The sequence below is a fragment of the Massilia rubra genome (assembly GCF_011682065.1).
Lineage (GTDB): Bacteria > Pseudomonadota > Gammaproteobacteria > Burkholderiales > Burkholderiaceae_D > Telluria_A > Telluria_A rubra.
Map to the genome: position 1 here is coordinate 142527 of NZ_VUYU01000012.1, position 18541 is coordinate 161067.

At 66.1% G+C, this 18541-nt stretch carries 15 protein-coding genes; 8 read left to right on the forward strand and 7 right to left on the reverse strand.

The window, feature by feature from the left end; genetic code table 11:
• Nucleotides 1-33: 33 nt before the first annotated feature.
• Nucleotides 34-813, reverse strand: a complete 780-nt coding sequence (locus F0185_RS19030; RefSeq protein WP_167227123.1) for an inositol monophosphatase family protein — start codon at nt 811-813, stop codon at nt 34-36.
• Nucleotides 814-991: 178 nt separating this feature from the next.
• On the opposite strand from F0185_RS19030, the gene F0185_RS19035 reads away from it, so the two are divergent.
• The 4 genes from F0185_RS19035 to F0185_RS19050 all read left to right on the forward strand — a co-directional run bounded on the left by F0185_RS19035 (nt 992) and on the right by F0185_RS19050 (nt 5829).
• A complete protein-coding gene (locus F0185_RS19035; protein WP_167227026.1) occupies nt 992-1747 on the forward strand; it encodes an RNA methyltransferase in 756 nt (251 codons plus the stop codon).
• 220 nt (nt 1748-1967) lie between these two features.
• Complete coding sequence (locus F0185_RS19040; protein ID WP_167227028.1) at nt 1968-2687, forward strand: hypothetical protein; 720 nt, start codon at nt 1968-1970, stop codon at nt 2685-2687.
• A gap of 287 nt (nt 2688-2974) precedes the next feature.
• Nucleotides 2975-4387, forward strand: coding sequence for a hypothetical protein (locus F0185_RS19045; protein ID WP_167227030.1), 1413 nt, complete (start codon nt 2975-2977; stop codon nt 4385-4387).
• A 113-nt stretch (nt 4388-4500) separates the two neighbouring features.
• A complete protein-coding gene (locus F0185_RS19050) occupies nt 4501-5829 on the forward strand; it encodes a hypothetical protein (RefSeq protein WP_167227032.1) in 1329 nt (442 codons plus the stop codon).
• 44 nt (nt 5830-5873) lie between these two features.
• Here F0185_RS19050 and F0185_RS19055 read toward each other — a convergent pair whose 3' ends face one another.
• From F0185_RS19055 to F0185_RS19080, 6 genes are all read right to left on the reverse strand, one after another.
• On the reverse strand, nt 5874-6098 hold the full coding sequence (locus tag F0185_RS19055; RefSeq protein ID WP_167227034.1) for a hypothetical protein: 225 nt from the start codon (nt 6096-6098) through the stop codon (nt 5874-5876).
• A gap of 98 nt (nt 6099-6196) precedes the next feature.
• Entirely contained in the window at nt 6197-6895 is a 699-nt protein-coding gene (locus tag F0185_RS19060; RefSeq protein ID WP_167227036.1) for a DUF8198 family protein, read from the reverse strand.
• Between the two features lie 38 nt (nt 6896-6933).
• Nucleotides 6934-7353: a hypothetical protein gene (locus F0185_RS19065; RefSeq protein ID WP_167227038.1), complete on the reverse strand. Its 420-nt coding sequence runs from the start codon at nt 7351-7353 to the stop codon at nt 6934-6936.
• Nucleotides 7346-8665: a phosphatase PAP2/dual specificity phosphatase family protein gene (locus F0185_RS19070; RefSeq protein ID WP_167227040.1), complete on the reverse strand. Its 1320-nt coding sequence runs from the start codon at nt 8663-8665 to the stop codon at nt 7346-7348. The genes F0185_RS19065 and F0185_RS19070 overlap by 8 nt, the downstream gene beginning before the upstream one ends.
• A complete protein-coding gene (locus F0185_RS19075) occupies nt 8666-10444 on the reverse strand; it encodes a bifunctional alpha/beta hydrolase/class I SAM-dependent methyltransferase (RefSeq protein ID WP_167227042.1) in 1779 nt (592 codons plus the stop codon).
• Nucleotides 10445-10516: 72 nt separating this feature from the next.
• Nucleotides 10517-11116 carry a CDP-alcohol phosphatidyltransferase family protein gene (locus tag F0185_RS19080; RefSeq protein ID WP_167227044.1) on the reverse strand — a complete coding sequence of 200 codons (600 nt, stop codon included), beginning with the start codon at nt 11114-11116 and terminating at the stop codon, nt 10517-10519.
• 322 nt (nt 11117-11438) lie between these two features.
• On the opposite strand from F0185_RS19080, the gene F0185_RS19085 reads away from it, so the two are divergent.
• From F0185_RS19085 to F0185_RS19100, 4 genes are all read left to right on the forward strand, one after another.
• Nucleotides 11439-11960, forward strand: coding sequence for a hypothetical protein (locus tag F0185_RS19085; protein ID WP_167227046.1), 522 nt, complete (start codon nt 11439-11441; stop codon nt 11958-11960).
• The gene (locus F0185_RS19090) at nt 11957-13594 is read left to right on the forward strand and encodes a GMC family oxidoreductase N-terminal domain-containing protein (RefSeq protein WP_167227048.1); all 1638 of its coding nucleotides are present in this window, start codon (nt 11957-11959) and stop codon (nt 13592-13594) included. The genes F0185_RS19085 and F0185_RS19090 overlap by 4 nt, the downstream gene beginning before the upstream one ends.
• The gene (locus tag F0185_RS19095; protein ID WP_167227050.1) at nt 13591-14541 is read left to right on the forward strand and encodes an esterase/lipase family protein; all 951 of its coding nucleotides are present in this window, start codon (nt 13591-13593) and stop codon (nt 14539-14541) included. Before F0185_RS19090 ends, F0185_RS19095 begins: the two co-directional genes overlap by 4 nt.
• Nucleotides 14542-14812: 271 nt before the next feature.
• The gene (locus F0185_RS19100) at nt 14813-18496 is read left to right on the forward strand and encodes an EAL domain-containing protein (protein WP_167227052.1); all 3684 of its coding nucleotides are present in this window, start codon (nt 14813-14815) and stop codon (nt 18494-18496) included.
• Nucleotides 18497-18541 lie beyond the last annotated feature (45 nt).

The following is an 18541-nucleotide window of genomic DNA, read 5'->3' on the forward strand; positions in this document are numbered from 1 at the left end:
TACACGGCCTCCGGTACAGCGTCACGGCGTATTTTACGCGAAAGGCGCGAGCAGCGTGACCATCTGGCCAAACACCTTCGGGCTGGCGGCGATGATATCGCCCTTGTGCAGGTAGTCGGACTCGCCGTTGAACTCGCCGACGATGCCGCCCGCTTCCGTCACCAGCAGCGAGCCGGCGGCGATATCCCAGGCTTTGAGGCCCTTTTCGTAGAAGCCGTCGCTGCGGCCGGCGGCCACGTTGGCCAGTTCCAGCGCGGCCGAGCCGGCGCTGCGCACGGCCTGGCAACGTTCGGCGACGACGCCGTACATTTTCATGTATTCAGCCAGCGCGCGCGGGCCGGCGGCGTGGCCGGAGCACAGCAGGGTGTTGGCCAGGCGGTCGTGTTTGGTGACGCGGATACGCTTGTCGTTCAGGTAGGCGCCGGCGCCTTTGCTGGCGGTGTACAGGTCGTTACGCACCGGATCGTAGATCACGGCCTGCGTGACGATGCCGCGCTGGGTCAGCGCGATCGAGACGCAATAGTTGGGATAGCCGTGCATGAAATTGGTGGTGCCATCGATCGGGTCGATGATCCAGGCGAATTCACTCTCGTCGTTCAGGTTGGCGGATGCACCCGATTCCTCGGCCAGGATCGCATGGTCGGGATAGGCTTTGAGCAAGGTCTCGATGATCGCCTGTTCGGCCGCCTGGTCGACATCGGTGACGAAATCGTTGTGTTGTTTTTCAGTAACACTGATCCGGTCGACGTCGAAGGACGCGCGCTGGATCACGGTGGCGGCGCGGCGAGCTGCCTTGATCGCCGTATTGAGCATTGGGTGCATGTGGAGCTTCCGTTAAAAGAACGCTAACGCCCACGGCGCCCCCTTGGGCGCAGCGTACGGTAGAGAACAAGAATGAATTAAAGAGCGGTGCGGCGGCGAACTGGTTAAAATCGCGGGCTGGTCAGCCCTGTTTTTAATCATCCGCCACTGCGCGATAGCGCTATTTTAAATGAACACGCCCGAAATCAACACGTCTGTTTTCAAACGCCTGCGATTTGTCCTGGTCGAGACCAGCCGCGCCGGCAATATCGGCGCGGTCGCGCGCGCCATCAAAACCATGGGATTTTCCGACCTGGTGCTGGTCAACCCGCGCTTCCCCGATGCCTTGCAAGACCCGGAAGCGGTGGCGTTCGCCAGCGGCGCCCAGGATGTGCTGCAAGGCGCGCGCATCGTCGGCAGCATCGGCGAGGCCCTGGAAGGGTGCAATTTCGCCGCGGCGGTGTCGGCCCGCCTGCGCGAATTCTCGCCGCCGGTGCTCACTCCGCGCGCGTTCGCCGGCCATGTGGCGGGGCAGGGCGACTTGTCGGCCGCGCTCATTTTCGGCAACGAGCGCTTTGGTTTGCCGAACCAGATCGTCGAGCAGTGCAATGTGCTGATCAATATCCCCGCCAATCCCGATTATTCCTCGCTCAACCTGGCGCAGGCGGCCCAGGTGCTGGCCTACGAATGCCGGGTGGCCGGCGACACCGATGCGCCGGCGCCGAGCGCGATCGGCTTTCATGGCGACTCCGCCAGCCTGGACCAGGTCGAGGGCATGTATGCGCACCTGGAACAGGCGCTGGTGGCGATCGATTTTCTCGACGCCGACAATCCCAAGAAACTCATGCCGCGCTTAAAGCGCCTGTTTGCGCGCACCCAGCTCGAGACCGAGGAAGTCAACATCCTGCGCGGCATCGCGCGTCACATCCTCAAGGCGCGCCCTTGATTGAAGCGCAAGCGTCCATCGATCACCTTGTTGCAGTCCGGCGCAGAACATGCGTACTATTACCGGGCCGAATCAGGCGGTCGAGGCCGCCGGAGAGGCGATAGCGCTGCCGGCGATAACATCAATGCATCCATTGCAAAATTGATATTAAGTTTTTGGTATCATTGAGCGTTTTGTCCCCGCCAAACACCAGCCGCCATTCACCAGTCCAGAGGGATCCATGCATTCCAAACCCGGTTTCATCATTTGGTCCAGCACGATTATCTGCGTTGCGCTTGCCATTGCAGCGCTGTCGAACACGCTGGCGCAGACCAGCGAAGCGGCGCGTGGCCAGTCCCTCGGTATCCTCTTGGTATGCTTCTTGGCAGCCGGGACGTCGGTATGGCGCCTGATCCGGCTCTACCGCACCGCCAATGAAGTGGCCGATATCACCAAGGTGCCGTTCGGCGTGCCGCTGCGCCCGTCCCGCAGCAAGGCCATGACCGTGGCGATCGGCATGCTGGCAATCGGCGCCATGCCCCTGATCACGATGACAACGCTCACGCCGATCATTCGGGGCGGCGCGTGGTTGCTGGTGGCCGGTGGCGTGGGAATGCTGGCGGCGGTGCTGGCGCGCCTCCTGCCGGTCGGGCAGATCACTTTGCGCGCCGACGGTTTGGCGTTGGCAGGCCGTGGCTTGCCGATCGTTTTGCCGTGGGAGCGCATCAGCGCGGTGGAAGGCGGGGAGTACGGCGGCAATCCGGCGATCTTCCTGTGGCTGGACTCGCCCGAGACAATCGCCGTGCCGCCCGGCAAACACAAGGCCTTCATGCGCCAGGTCGCGTTTTGCCGCAACTTAATGGACGCCGATTATTACCACCCCACCATCAGCTACGGGGTCGGACTGGCCTCGCTGGTGGCGGCGATCGACCACCACCGGCGCAAAGCCAGTGGAGGATGATGCAAACGTGCTCGGCGCACAAAAGTGCTTATGCAGGCAGTGCTGACTGCGCTGAGCGCGTCCTTTGGCCCCAGGCGCTGGCTCGTATGCCGCTGCATGTGGCAGCGCCGCTCGTCAAGGCTGAGGTGACTGGTGCAGCGCGGTCTGTTGTCCGAGGCGCGCGGCCAGCAATGAACCGCCAGCGCGGGGGCGCGGACGCAACACTTGGTAAGGTTAAGGAAAAAATAATTCCCCTGGGTAAAAGTTAATGTTGTAAAATCGGCAATTGCGAACCAGCCGAGCTTTCCATGTCCGACCAATCCAGCGCAAGCCACTTTTCCGTCCTCCAGCAGATCGGCCTGATCACGCGCAACCAGGTCCAGCGCGCGCTGGCCCATCCCCAGGCGGGCGAGCTGGCCGACTATCCGCAGCTGGCCGACCATCTGGTGTGGCTGGTCCTGCGCGACATTCTCGAAGAAGACGATCTCGAGCAAAAATACCAGCGCTTCCTGAGCACCTACAGCGGCGAGGACCGCGAACAGCACCGGCGCGCGATCGACATCGCCTTGCTGAAGATTCATGGCGTGCGCGAAGGCTTGAACCGCGACTGGTTCGACACCCTGGTCGCCGAGAGCATCATCACCGACGAGGAGCGCACGCGTGCCCTCGAGGCGCTGCCGGGCGACGAGATGCTGGCCTCGGCGGCGGCGGCCTTCGTCTGGATGGTGTATGCCCAGGTGATCACCCACGAACGGCTCGACGAGATCCGCGCGGTCACCGGCGGCAGCGCCGGACGCGCCGCCATCCTGGCAGAAGTGCAAGAGATGTTCGGCAAGATTTCTTCCGCAGCGCGCAGCACCGTCATCCGAGGCATTTTTCCCGGCCCCTTGTGGCTGTGGATCGGCGCCGCGCTGGCCTTCGTCGGCTACATTGTGTGGTCGCTGGTGCGGCCGGACCCGATCCCGGAGTGCACCGACCGCGAGGTCACCTCCACCGTCGCGTCGATCATGTTCCGCCTGAACGTGGACGAAGGCGTCAACGCTTACCTGCGCCCCGGCGGCGAGCGCGCGCCGCGCGCCTCGGTCGACGGCATCCGCGAAGTCGGTTTCGACGAGGTCGGCCGGGTGCGCGGCTGCATCGGCACCTTGACCATGGGCCCGATCGAACGGCCGTACGCCTTTACGGTGGCGCGCGGCAAGGAAGGCGGCTACAGCGTCACCGGCGCCGATCCTGACATCGTGCAAGCGCGCTTCGGCAAGGGCGCTGGCCCCGCCAGCGCCGACAGCAAGGGCGCGCCGGTCGGGCGCGCCAATATCGACAAGGCGTTTCGCGCCGCGGCCGACAAGTTCAAGGCGGATGCCGGCGACGAGCGCCTGGCAAAGATGATGGAGAGCGTGGCCGGCACGCCGCGCCTCGGCGCTCGCACCAGCCAGGGCGCGCCGGAGCGCACGCGCGACATTCCCGAGATCGAGCCGCTGGCGCCATGCCGCGAAATCACGCCAGGCGGCACCTACAGTTGCCGCCTGCTGGTCGAGCGCAAGGATCCCATGCTGGCGCTGTTCGGCGGCGCATCGGCGAGCGTGTTCGAGGCCGATTTCAGCTTCGTGCGCCAGGGGGACGGCTGGGCCATGGCCGACAGTTTCACCCAGGAGTACCAGGGCGCCATCGACGCGGCGCGCAAGAAAGCGCTCGCCGCCGCGCGGGCAGATGCGCCCAAATGATATGCGCCATGTCATGGGCGTGAGCTCCTGATTCCAGTCCGGCCCGGTTCCCGCATGACAGGCGCCGGGCCTTCTTCGCCTTCTTCGCCTCCTTCGTCTTCTTCCCGCTCCCGATGACCGACACACCGCCATCCTGTGCTTTTGCTTACCTGCGGTACATCGACCTGCTGAGCGCCAAGCGATGCCGGCTTGCCCTGGCGGACCCCGAGGGGCAAGCGCTGGCGGCCAGTCCCTCCCTGGTCGAGCCCCTGGCATGGCTGATGCGCAAAGGGATGGTGTCGGCGGACGAGCTGGTCGCCGCCTTCGATCACCTTGAGCTGGCCAGCGACCAGGACATGTTCGATCAGGCGCTGGAACGATACGAGTTGTTTTGCATCGAGGGCAGCGCCGTCTGCATAGACCTGATGGTGCGCGAAGGCTTGCTGCGGGCGGACGAGCGCGACGGCGTGCTGGAACGCATCGGGTTCGAAAAGGTGCTCACCTTGCCCGGCGAGGTGCTGTTCCAGATGGTGAACTGCGGTTTGATGACGCGCGCGCGTTTCGACGCCTTGCATGGCGTCATCGGCGGCAGCGCCAGGCGCGCCGCCATCCTCGATTTTGCCGATTTTTTGTTTACCTCTGCGCAACAACGCAAGGACCTCAAACCAATCGCGCCACCGAAGGGAATGTGGATCTGGTTCCAACTCGCGCTGTTGTTGCTCGGACCGGTGTTGCTGGTGTTCGCCATCGCCGGCGTCATGCGGCTGTTTACCGCGCTGCCCGCCTGCGATGGCTGGTCGGTGCGCAACAAGATCGACAGCATGCTGCCGCGCGGCGTGGGCGCCACGTCCGGCGGCATGCGCGAGGTCGGCTATATCAAACAGGCCGGGGTGCGCGGCTGCGGCGCCACGGTCCATATCGACGGCAAGGCCTTTGCGTTCGCCTACACCGTCGCCAAGGACGAGAAAGAGGGCGACTTGCTGGTGGTCCAGGCCGATCCGGCGATTGTCGAGGCGCGCTTCGGCCGCCTCGACGCCGATGGCGAGGCCCCCGACCTGACTTACCCGATCAAGCGCAGGATGCTCGAAAGTGCCTTGCGCTACGCGGTGGCGTCGTCCAAAACGCAGGCCGAGCTGCTCGACGCCGAACTGCGGGAGCGGCTGGCACGCAAAAAGATGGGCTACCGATGGGAATTATCGGCCCGCGAACGGCGCGGCGAAATCGCCGACATCGAACCGGTCGCGCCGTGCCGTGCGCTGGTGGTGAACAAGCGCTACAGCTGCCGCCTGCTGATCGAACGTAACGACCCGCTGCGCATGGGCGTGGGCGCTCGTCCCACCTTGCATGAGGGCGAGTTCACCTTCGTGCCGGGCGGGTATGACGGGGTCTGGACGGTTGGCGAATACTTCAAGTCGGAATACCAGTCGGCCATTGCGGCCCCGCGCGCCGCAGCGCCTCACTGAGCGCCGCCGCCAACAAGGCGGCGCGCGCTGTTCGGCTGGGGCGATCAGCTTTCCTCAGCCAGTTTCACCAAATGAAGCTGTTCGGGGATGGTCGGGCCAAGGAAATGCCTCGCATTTCCGCACATCCAGCAGCTGCAGAGGGTGGAGGTGTGCAGCAGTATCCCGAGGCGGCGCGGATCGCTACGGTTATCGATGCCTGAATAGAAACGGCGTGCTCGCTTGAGGCGAGCGGAATGATGACGCCGAAGTGCGCGTGACAGATTTTTCATGAATTTCTCCATTCACCCCGGCGGCACGATTGCCGCCGGGGATAGTTATGGAGTAACTCGTCCAATGGTAAATTTTCATCTTCTTCCTGTCGGCGATACTAAAACACGTCGAACGGTTCTTTGCGCCCGGCGTAGATGTGGCCCATGGCGCGCCGTTCGCGCCCGACGATGGTGTCCACGAAATGGGCCGGCTTTTTCATCTTCTTGAAGCTGGAGAAGCCACGATCGAGGAATTGGTGCAGCTCGCTCACGCCGGCCAGTTTGGCCGGCCCGCGCATCACCGACAGGGTCAGCGACAAGAGCGGAATGCGCACCAGCGAGCACAGCGAGTCGCCCAGTTGCTGCACCAGGTCGAGCTGGCGTGCGCGATCTTCCGGCGCGCTGGCGCTGCGGTAAGCCATCAGGTAGGCCGCTTCATCGACCTCGGCGCCGAGCACGCGCGCCATGCCGGTATCGAGCTTTTCGGTCAGCGCATCGAGCGCGATGGCGCCGGTGATGGTGTGCAGCGATTCGAGCGGCAGCAGTCGTTGCAGGCTGGGCACGATGCGTTCGAGGTCGGCTTCGCGCTGGCCCAGGTCGTGCGCGCCGTAGATATCGTTAAGAAAGAACGCGGCCGCCTCGCGCGTGTCGGGCGCGGCCAGCAGGTCCGGATGGGTGGCCGCCAGGCGCGCCGCCTGGTAGCGCTTGACGGCCGTGCGCGCCGCCTGCAGCGCCGGATCGCGGCGCGCCGCCTCGCGTTCGGCGGCCAGCGCGCGCAGATGGCGTTCCAGTTCGATGACCAAGGTGTCTTTGTTCATGTTTCTTGCACCGGAAACAGGCAGGGGAAGTCCGTACACTACCCCAAAAACAGCACGGCGGCCAGCAGCAGGGCCTGCGCCAACACCAGTCCGATTTGCCACAGCAGGAAGCGGCGCGCGCCTTGCCAGCGCTGCGCCAGGGTGCGCTGGAGCAATGGCGTGCTGCGGCCCATGCAGGCGCCGAGGGCGGCGTCGAAGGCGGCCTCGTGCCCGGGGTCGCGCGCCAGCAGGGCGAACAGGTCGGCGTCGAGCGCGGCGCGCCAGGCGAAGTATTTCTCGGCCAGGCCGAGCAATAAAGCCAGCGCCGGCGCCACCGGACTTGAGGAGCCGAGCAGCGCGCACACCACGCCCAGCGCCAGCAGCAGGGACGAGGCGTGGTCGATCGGCGCGCCCACGCGCAGGAAGGACGCCATCACGCCGGCGGCTGTGGCTTGTTCGCGCAGGATTGGCTCAGCCATGGGCGCGCGTTTCCAGCAGAGTTAATTGAGCATGGTTCAGCACCACCTGGGGGCGCGCCTGGCGCAGCATGGCCAGCGCCTGCGCGGCGTCGGCCGCCAGGCCACGGCGCAGCAGCCAGCCGGCGATCACCAGCGCGCTGCGCGAGTAACCGAGGGCGCAGTGCACCAGCACCGGTCCGTGCGCGCGCAGGCGCTCGAGGGCGTCGATGGCGGCGTCGAGCTGGGCCCGCGAGGGCGCGCGCAGGTCGAGCATCGGCACGCTCTCGTAATGCGCGCGCTTGTGCGGCGCGGCGTGGAATTCGGCGGTCAGGTCGAGCACCGCCATGCCGGCCAGCGCCTCGCGACCGGGCACGCGCCCGATCCAGACGCCCGGCGCCACTTCGGCGCGCGCGGCAATCGCGCGCGTGAACCAGCGCGACGAGGTCCAGGCGCCCATCTGGTAGGGCAGCAGCAGGGTGCGCGCGGCCCAGCTGGTGCGCCCGCCGTGTTTCTGGAACACACTGACGCCGAAGTGGCTGTAGGCCAGCGCCACCAGCAGCAAGGCGGTGCCGGGCCATGTCAGCAGCCAGGCCCAGCCGCCCAGCAGCGCCGCCGCCGCCCACAGGAGCGCGCCGGCAAGGCCGTAGAACAGCGCCAGCGGCTTGCCGCGTGCGCTAGGCGCTTCGGCGCGCCGCCAGCCGTGCGGGGCGTCGGGAAACACATACACGCAGGCCACCGCCACCAGCAGGCCGCCGACGATGTCGATCGCGTGGTGCTGGAAGGTGGTCAGGACCGATACGCCGATCAGGAAGAACCAGATGTGCAGCAGCCACCGCGCCAGCCCGCGCAAGTGGCGCGCGTACACCAGCCACAGCACGACCAGCAGGCTGATATGCAGCGAGGGCGCCTGGTTGAACGGCTTGTCGAACCCGGCCAGCGCCGTAAACAGCGCGCCGTTAAAGCCGGCGGTCTCGGGCCGGTCGAAGGAAAAGCGCAGCGGGAACAGGAAAAAGAAGAGCACCGAGACGCAGGTGGCCATCAAGAGGCGCTTGGCGTGGGTGTCGAGCTCGGTCTTGGTGACGCACATGAACAGCGAGACGGCATAAAAGGCGTCGATCGACATGTACGGCAGGATGGTCCAGTCCCAGAACGGGATATGCCGTTCCCATTCGAAGGCCAGGCTGCCCACGTGCGGCAGGCTGGCGCTCCACCAGTTGGCCAGCCCGTAGGTGAGGAAGAAGAAGGGGCCGAGGAAGGCCAGCCAGGCGCAGGCGCGGCGCCATGGCCGCCCGGCTGCCGCTGGCGAATCCAGCGGCGTCGCGAGCGCCTCCATTTAACGCACGGCCGCGCCGGTGCGGCGTGCCAGCGAAACGGTGAAAATGCCCCATTCGTCGGTGAACTGGTCGATTTTCTCGAAGCCGGCGTCGGCCACCAGCTGGTCCATCTCGCCCTGGGTGCGGCGGCGCATGACCCAGGCCTGGCCCTGGCGGTGACTGGTCAGCGAACGGGCGATCAGTTCGAGCTGCGGATGCCACGGCTGGCCGGTGTAGACCAGGTAGCCGCCTTGCTCGACCGCTTCGGCCAGGCCCGCCAGCGAAGCGCGGATCAGGGCGTTGTCGGGGAACAGTTCGTACAGGCCCGACACCACCGCCAGGGTCGGGCGCGGCGTGAGCGTGGCCAGCGAGGCGCGGTCAAAAGCGTCGCCGAGCACGAAGCGGGCGCGCCCGGCCAGGCCCATCGATTCGATCAGGCGCGAGCCGCCATCGACATTGAGCTGGCTGTAGTCGCGCAGCAGGATCTGCTCGACCCGTTGCTGTTGCGGCGCCAGCGCTTCCAGGATGTAGCGGCCGTGGCCGGCGGCGATGTCGACGATGCGCACCGGCGTGTGCGCCGCTTCCAGGCGCGTGATGGCGCTGGCGATCAGGCGTTCCAGGTGGGTCTTGCGCACGCGGATGCCGCGCCAGCCGACGCTGTCGAGGTAAATCCGGTCGACCAGGGTGCCCAGCAGGGGCACGCCGGTGGCCTTGTTGCGGTACACATAGTCGAGCGTGGTGCCGGAGTCGAAGCCGGTGTCGGCGCCGATGCGCAGGCCTTGCGAGAGCTTGGCGCCAACCCCGATCCAGAAGCGCGACATGGCCCAGTAGGCGCTGGCGGCGGCCGAGGAAGGCGGCAGGCTGATGCGGTCGAATTCGGCCTTGGTCAAGCCGTGCTTGTCGGCGTCCAGCAGGCTCGGCACGGACGCTGGCGCGGCGAACTGGCGCACGATGAAGGCGCGCGCCAGGTCGACCGCCTTGGCCCGGTCGAGTTCGCCCAAGGTGTCGTGATAAAAGCCGTCGAGCACGTGCTTTTCCTTGACCGGGCTGCCCAGGCGATCGAAAAAGGCGTGCTGCGGACCGTGATGCACCACCCAGTCGGCGCCTGAGATCAGCAACTGGGTTGGCACCGTGATGGCGCCGGCGTCGGCCACCACGCGCTCGCCCGTGTCGTACAGGCCGAGCAGGATGTTGACGGCGATCGGGCGGGTGATCAGCGGGTCGGCGTTGTAGGAGGCGATGCGGGCCGGATCGTGGGTCAGGAACTTGGCCTTGACGTAGGAATTGACAAAGAACTTGCCGCGCAAGGCTTGCATGAGTTTTAAGCTGGGGCGCGCCAGCGGCACGTACAGCTTGACCTTGAAGGCGGGCGAAGCGAGCACCAGGGCGCGGATCGCCGGCGCGTAGTCGTGCACCCAAGCCGACGCCACCACCGCGCCCACGCTTTGCGCAATCACCGCCAGCTCGGCCGGGGCGATGGCGTAGGTGGCGCCGATGTGGGCGATGAAGGCGTCCATGTCCTTGATCAGGGTGGCCATGCTCTCGGCGTAGCCGCGTTCGCCGCTTGATCGGCCCAGGCCGCGTGCATCCCAGGCGAAGAAGGCAAAGTCGGGCAGTTTCAGCTCGTCGACCAGGTGCGCCACGCGGCCCCCGTGTTCATGCCCCCGGTGAAACAGCACGACGGCGCGCTGGCCGCTCGTTGCCGCGCCGGGCCAGTAGCGGTAAAACAGGCGCGTACCGTCGAAGCTGTCGAAGCCGCATTCCTGGCATGTGCGTTGCGTGTTGTTGTCAGTGGTCATCGGTCAAGGTCCTGGGGGTGAGGGAGCGTGTAGGGGAGGAGGTCGGTCAGGCCGCGCCGTCAGGCCGTGCCGTCAGGCTGCGCCGGCGGCCGCGCGCCGCGCGCGGTTCCAGCAAGTGAGCGCCAGCAAGACCAGCAGGAGGATCAGCACCGGATTGAGGTAAGGCAGGACCGGCACGCCGAGGCCGATCAACAGGCCCAGCAGGCCGAAGAGGAAGGCGCGGTCGCTTTTGCCGGACGGGCCGTCGTAACGCCGTCCGGCGCCGGTCACCTGTCCCATGACGCCGACAAATTCGGTCAGGGCCGACAGGTACACGACCGCGTACACCAGTTGCGGGCTGACCCCGGCCAGCGTGGCGAACGGCACCAGCAGGGCGGCGTCGGCGATCAGGTCGCCCACTTCATTGAGCACGGCGCCCAGTTTGCTCTGTTGCCCGTGCTCGCGCGCCAGCATGCCGTCGACCGCGTTCAGGGCCATGCGCGCGAACATGAACAGCGGCAGCAGCAGGTAGGGCAGGGTCGAGGCGGCCAACAACATCCACGCGCCGTACGCCACCGAGGCCAGCATGGCCGCCACGGTGACCATATTGGCCGTGACGGCGCGCCGGAACAGCCACGTGGTGAACGGGCGCAGGAGAGCCTGGAAGCGTGGCTTGAGATCGTATATCGTCATCGTCGGGCAAGAAAAGTAGCGGGCAAAGTGGGTGAAAAGAGGAACGCGCGCGCAGGCGCGGATCGATGGCGCCCGGGTTCGACCGCAGCGCCTGTCCTGATGAATCCGGCGAAAAAACAGATTCTCTATAGTAATACATTCTATTATTACACGAAATTACGGTTCCTCAAAGTAATAAAACATAGTAATAACTATACGTTTAAAGTTAACCCGGGCGCATCCTTGTACCAGAAACTACTAGATGGATGACTCTAGTTTGTGCGATTTCGCGCACCCCGCTTTGGCGTACACTAGCCCAAAAAATAGTATGGAAAACAACGACATGGAGACAAAACGCAGAACCTTCCTCAAGGTCGGCGCCCTTTCGGCGCTGGCCCTGGCGGCGGGCGGCGGGATTTACCGTTACACCCACCCTTCGCCGCTGGGGCGCTTCGCGCTCGACGGCGAAGCGAAGGCGGTCATCGACGCCATCGTGCCGGCCATGCTGGCCGGGGCCTTGCCGGCCGATCCGGGCGCGCGCGGCGCGGCCGTGGCGGCCACCACCGCGCGCGTGCACCAGGCCATTCTTGGCTTGCCGCTGGCGGCGCAAAAGGAAGTCCAGGACTTGTTCGGCTTGCTGTCGCTGGCGCCCGCGCGGCGCCTGCTGGCGGGCGTCCCGGGCGGCTGGGCCGGCGCCAGCGTCGAGCAGGTCGCCGTGTTCCTGCACGACTGGCGCTTTCACCGCCTGGGCATGCTGCAAAGCGCCTACCACGCGCTGCACGACCTGATCATCGGCTCCTGGTATGCCGATCCGTCGAGCTGGGCCGCGATTGGCTATCCCGGACCGATGAAGGAACTGGCATGAGCGCCGCATCTCCCGTGATTCCCGACCCGGTCCAGGCTGGCATCGCCGCCGGCTGGAAGGTGATCGACGGCGCCACCCTGCAAGCGGACCGCGTCATCGAGGCAGATGTCGTCATTATCGGCAGTGGCGCCGGCGGCGGCGTTTCCGCCGAAATCCTGACGCTGGCCGGCCTGAAGGTGATCATCGTGGAAGAGGGCGCGCTCAAGTCCTCGAGCGACTTCAAGATGCGCGAAGCGCACGCCTATCCGGCCCTGTACCAGGAGTCGGCCGCGCGCAAGACGCGCGACAAGGCGATCAACATCCTGCAGGGCCGCACCGTGGGCGGCTCGACCACCGTCAACTGGACGTCGAGCTTTCGCACGCCGGATGCGACCCTGGCCTACTGGCAGAAAAACTTCGGCCTGTCGACCTACACCGGCGCGGCGCTGGCCCCGTGGTTCGCAATGATGGAAGCGCGCCTGTCGATCGGCGCCTGGCCAACCCCGCCCAACGAAAACAACGACTTGCTGCGGCGCGGCGCCGAACGGCTCGGCATTTCCTCGGGCGCGATCAAGCGCAACGTCAAAGGCTGCTGGAACCTCGGCTACTGCGGCATGGGCTGCCCCACCAACGCCAAGCAGTCGATGCTGGTGACGACGATTCCGTCGGCGCTCAGCCACGGCGCCACCCTGGTCACGCATGCGCGCGCCCAGCGCCTGGTATTCAAAGGCGACGCGGTCGAGCACCTGCTGTGCGAGGCCCTGGGCGCGGACGGCATGACCGCCAGCGGGCGCACGCTCACCTTGCGCGCCAGGCACTTCATCGTGGCCGGCGGGGCGATCAATTCGCCGGCGCTGCTGCTGCGTTCACGCGCCCCCGATCCGCATGGCTTGCTGGGGCGGCGCACCTTTCTGCACCCGACCGTGATCTCGGCGGCGATTTTCGCGCAGCGCGTGGACGGCTTTGCCGGCGCGCCGCAGACCATCTATTCCGACCATTTTTTGCAGAATGGCCCGATCGACGGCCCGATCGGCTACAAGCTCGAAGCGCCGCCCCTGCATCCCTTGCTGCTCTCGACCACCATGGCCGGCTACGGCCAGGCGCACGCCGACACCATGCGCCAGTTCCCGCATGTGCATGGCTTGCTGGCGCTGCTGCGCGACGGCTTCCATGACGAGTCGCCCGGCGGCAGCGTGGGCCTCACCCGCGAGGGCGCGGCGCTGCTCGACTACCCGCTCGGCGACTTTTTGTGGGACGGCGTGCGGCGCGCCTTTTTGTCGATGGCCGAAATCCAGTTCGCCGCCGGCGCCGCCAGCGTGCAGCCGGTGCATGAACTGGCCGCGCGCTACACCAGCTGGGAGGCCGCCAGAAAAGGCATCGGGGCGCTGCCGCTCAAGGAGCACATCACGCGCGTGGTGTCGGCCCACGTGATGGGCGGCTGCACCATGAGCGACGACCAGCGGCGCGGCGTAGTCGGGGCCAATGGCCGCTACCACGGGGTGAGTAACCTGTCGGTGCACGACGGTTCGCTGTTCCCGACCGCCATCGGCGCCAATCCGCAACTGTCGGTGTACGGCATCACGGCGCGCCTGGCGAGCGAGCTGGCGCAGGCGCTGACCGGGCGCCCCACCGCGCCGCTGGCGCCGGCGGCATGAGCGCGCGCGCCATGCTGCGCTGGGTGCTGCTGGCGCAGCTGGCGCTGGCCGGCGCCATCGCGTATGGCGCGCTGCGCTACGGCGCGCTGGCTTCAACCTGGCTGGCGCTGGCCTGCGGCCTGGCCTGCGTGCTGCTGGCCCGGATGCTGCTCACGGCGAACAACTTCAGGGCCACGGCGCGCTTTTCCAGCGCGACCCCGGCGCCGTTCAGGATCGGCGCGGGGGCCATGCTGCGCCTGTTTGCCGAAGAATTCATCGCGACCCTGACGCATTCCTCTTGGTTCATGGCGCACGCGCTGGCGCACCAGCGCATCCACGCGGGCAGCACGGCGCCGCCGCTGCTGCTGCTGCACGGGTACGGCTGCAACAGCGGCTACTGGGCCCACCTGGTGCGCGAGCTGGACGCGGCGCGCATCAGCCACGCCACGCTCGACCTGGAACCGATGCTGGCCGGGATCGACGACTTCGTGCCGGCGGTGCGGCGCGCCGTCGAGGCCCTGTGCGCCGCCAGCGCCGCGCCGCGCGTGATCATCGTCGGCCACAGCATGGGCGGGCTGGTGGCGCGCGCGTATCTGCGCGCCCATGGCAGCGCGCAGGTGGCGCATGTATTTACCATCGGTACGCCGCACCACGGCACCAGCCTGGCCAGCAAGGGCCCCGGCCTGAACGCGGTCCAGATGCAGTACGACGAGGGCGGCGACGCCTCCGCCGGCGCCTGGCTGCGCCAACTGGCCGCCAGCGAAAGCGCGCACACGCGCGCGCTGATCACCTCCCTCTTCACCCATCACGACAACATCGTCGCCCCGCAAACATCGAGCGTGCTCGAAGGCGCCCAGAATATCGCTTTCGGCGGCGTCGGCCACGTGGCGCTGGGACGCAACCGGCGCGTGCTGGCGCGCCTGATGCTGGAAATTGCCAAGCTGTCCACACGCGAAGATAATCTTTAGCAACACCTGCTGGACCCGTGATACATTCATTAGGAAATTGATTGTCATGGACAATCCGATTTTCTTCTTGTGATTATTGGTGAGATTATTGTCTGGTCATCATTGCCGAAGCGGGATTTGTCGCCGAATAGCGACTGCTTTGGCCTCTGTCCCGTTGATTGCGTCGTGCGCAATTGCGTTTCTGCGCATGGATGTGTCAGGATGCAACGGACGAGTTCAGAATGCGATCCCACCAGTTGCACGAGTACAGGCATAACCCAGGAGCGCAACAGTGTCCGCACGCATCCTCATAATCGAAGACAACGCCACCAACATGGAGTTGATGGTGTACCTGCTGAAGGCATTCGGCTATACCCCATTGACGGCGTACGACGGCGTGAGCGGCGTCGACACCGCCCGCGAGACGCTGCCCGACCTGATCATCTGCGATGTGCACCTGCCCAGGCTGGACGGCTACGGCGTGGTGGCCGCGCTCAAGGGCGATGCCGCGCTGGCCGCGATCCCGGTGCTGGCGGTGACCGCGCTGGCCATGGTGGGCGACCGCGAACGCCTGCTCGACGCCGGCTTCGACGGCTACATCGGCAAACCGATCGAGCCCGATACCTTCGTGGCCCAGCTGGAGAGCTTCTTGCCGTTGCAGGCGCCGTCCGCGCTGGTCAACACTATCGAGGAAAGCGTGGCCGTGCCGACCGTCGCGCCGGCGGGGGAGGGCCGCGCCGACAAGCAGGCCACCATCCTGATCGTCGACGACCATGTACTGAACCGCGAATTCTTGATGACCCTGCTCGGCTACGGCGGCCACCGCCTGGTGGAAGCGGCCAACGGCGTCGAAGGCCTGAAGATGGTGCACGCCGAGCGGCCCGACCTGGTCATCTCGGACATCCTCATGCCGAACATGGATGGCTACGAATTCGTCACGCGCCTGCACAGCGATCCGGCCACGGCCGACCTGCCGGTGATCTTCTACACCGCCACCTACCGCGAACGCGAAGCGAACAAGATGGCGCAAGCCTGCGGGGTGCAATGGGTGCTGCCGAAACCGTCCGACCCGGATGTGATCCTGCGCACCGTGCACGAGGCGCTCGGGATCACCGACCCGGTCATGCTGCCGTCGTTTACGGCGCCGCCGGCCGAGCCGAGCCGTATGTTCTCGATCGATAACACGGTGGCCGAATACCTGGTCGAAGTCGAGTCGAGCAGCAGCCAGGTACTTTCGCGCATCGCCAGCCACGGCCTGCCCGAGCCCTCGTACGACCTGTCGCAGATGACCGACCGGCTCTCGAGTTCCTTATCGAGCCTGCAGGCGGTGAGCCTGCGCCTGACGGCCCTGATCGAACTCGGGATCGAACTCGGGGCCGAGCGCGATCCGACCGCGCTGCTGGCCATCGGCTGCCGCGTGGCGCAGAACATCTGCGTCTCCAAATACGCCTGCATCGGCGTGCTCGATGAAGGCGCCGATGAACTGAGCTATTTTTCCTCGTGCGGCGAAAACCGCCAGGCGCGCGTGGTGGCGGCCACCCCGCGCGCCGGGGTGCTGGCCAAACTGCTCGACGACAAAATCCCGGTGCGCATGGACGGCATCGACGGCGACCCGCGCTCGGTCGGCCTGCCGCAGGGCCACCCGGCCGTGCATTCCTTCCTCGGCGTGCCGATTGCCTCGCGCGAGCGCGTGCACGGCTGGCTGTACCTGGTCGACAAACTCGGCGCCGACGGCTTTTCGGAAGTCGACGAGCGCGTTGCGGTGACGGTCAGCGCGCAGATCGCGGTGGCCTACGAAAACCTGCTGCTGTACGAAGAGATCAAGCGCCACCACTCGCAGCTGACGGCCGACATGACGGCGCGCATTCGCCTCGACGAAGACTTGCGGCGCTTTCGCACGGCGATGGACGCCACCGCCGACGCCATTTTCCTGATCGACCGCTCGGGCATGGCGTTTGTCGACGTCAACGCCACCGCCTGCCGCATGCTCGGTTTTTTTCGCGACGACTTCCTGGCGCTGTCGGCGCCGGCCCGGCCGGGCGAGGACGAGAACGACAAGCTGCGCCTGAAAGAGCTGTACGACAAGCTGCTCTCGGGCGACCAGTCGGGCGCCATGGCCGAACTGCTCCTGCAGCGCAAGGATGGCTCGCCGCTGTCGGTCGAAGTGCAGCGCCGCACCTTGCGCTCCGGTTCGAGCTGGATCCTGGTGGCGGTGGCGCGCGATATCACCGAGCGCAAGGAAGCCGAACTGCGCCTGCTCAAACTGGCCCACTTCGACACCCTGACCGGGCTGCCCAATCGCAGCCAGTTCTATTCGTCGCTCACGCGCGCGCTGGAACAGGCCGGGGAACACCGCTGGGCGGTGGGCGTGCTGTTTCTCGACGTGGACCGCTTCAAGACCGTCAACGACACGCTCGGCCATCCGATCGGCGACGAGCTGCTGCGCCAGTTCGCCGGCCGCCTGGTCGACTGCCTGCGCGTGCGCGACACCATCGGCCGCTTCGGCGGCGACGAATTCGCCGCCATCCTGATGCTGCCCGAAGGCCCGCAGACGGCGATCGCCGTGGTCGACAAGATCCGCGAAACCCTGCGCCGCCCGTTCGACCTGGAAGGGCACGAAGTGACCGTCACGGCCAGCATCGGCATCACCGTCTACCCCGACGACGGGCTCGACGCCGACACCCTGATCAAGTACGCCGACACGGCCATGTACCGCGCCAAGGAAGCCGGGCGCGATGCGTTCCGCTTTTTCACGGCCGAGATGAACGCGCAGTCGCTGGCCCGGCTGGACCTGGAAAACGCGCTGCGGCGCGCCATCGACCATGGCGAATTCGTGCTGTACTACCAGCCCAAGGTGCATATCGGGTCGGGCCGCATCAGCGGCGCCGAAGCGCTGATCCGCTGGAAGCGGCCGGGCCACGGCATGGTGTCCCCGGGCCTGTTCATCCCGATCCTGGAAGAGACGGGCCTGATCGTGCGGGTCGGCACCTGGGTGCTCAATGAAGCGTGCCGCAAGATCAGCGACTGGGGCAAGAGCAAGATCGGGCCGGTGCACCTGTCGGTGAACGTCTCCGGCATCCAGTTTTTCGTCGGCGGCCTGGAACAGGAAGTGCTCAACGCGATCAAGGTGCACGACATCGCGCCCGAACTGCTGGAGCTCGAACTGACCGAAAGTTCGCTCATGTCGAACGCGGAAGACACGATTACCGTGCTGCGCAACCTGAAGGCGCTCGGCATCCAGATTTCGATCGACGATTTCGGCACCGGCTATTCGAGCCTGGCGTACCTGAAGCGCTTCCCGATCGACAAACTGAAGATCGACATCGCGTTCGTGCGCGAAGTGACCAGCAACCCGGACGACGCGGCCATCGTGCTGGCCATCATCAACATGGCGCACAGCCTGAAACTGCAGGTGATCGCCGAAGGCGTGGAAAAGGATGCGCAACTGGCCTACCTGCGCCGCCACGGCTGCGACGAGATGCAGGGCTACTACTTCAGCCGCCCGCTGCCGGAAGACGAATTCGAACAGATGCTCGGCGAAGGCAAGTACCTGATGCCGCCGCTCGACGAGTCGCTGCTGAACCAGCAAACCCTGCTCATCGTCGACGACGACGCCTTCATGCTCGACGTGCTGTCGGACTTCCTGGCGCAGGACGGCTACCGCATCCTGACCGCGCAGACGGCGGCCGAAGGCTTCGATATCCTGGCGCGCCACAAGGTGCAGGTGATCCTGTGCGACCAGTGCATGCCGCTCATGAGCGGGACCGAATTCATGGAGCGGGTCAAGAACCTGTGCCCGGATACCTTCCGCATCATGCTGTCGGCGTATTCGGACCTCACGCCCATCATGGCGGCGATCAACCACGGGGCGATCGACCGCTTTTACACCAAGCCGTGGAAGGGCGCGGTCCTGCGCGAGAATATCCGCGAGGGCTTCCGCCTGCACCGCCAGATGCACGGGCGCCAGGCAGCCTAAATCTCCGCCATCCGGGCCGCATGATACGATTGCGCTTCGTCCAAC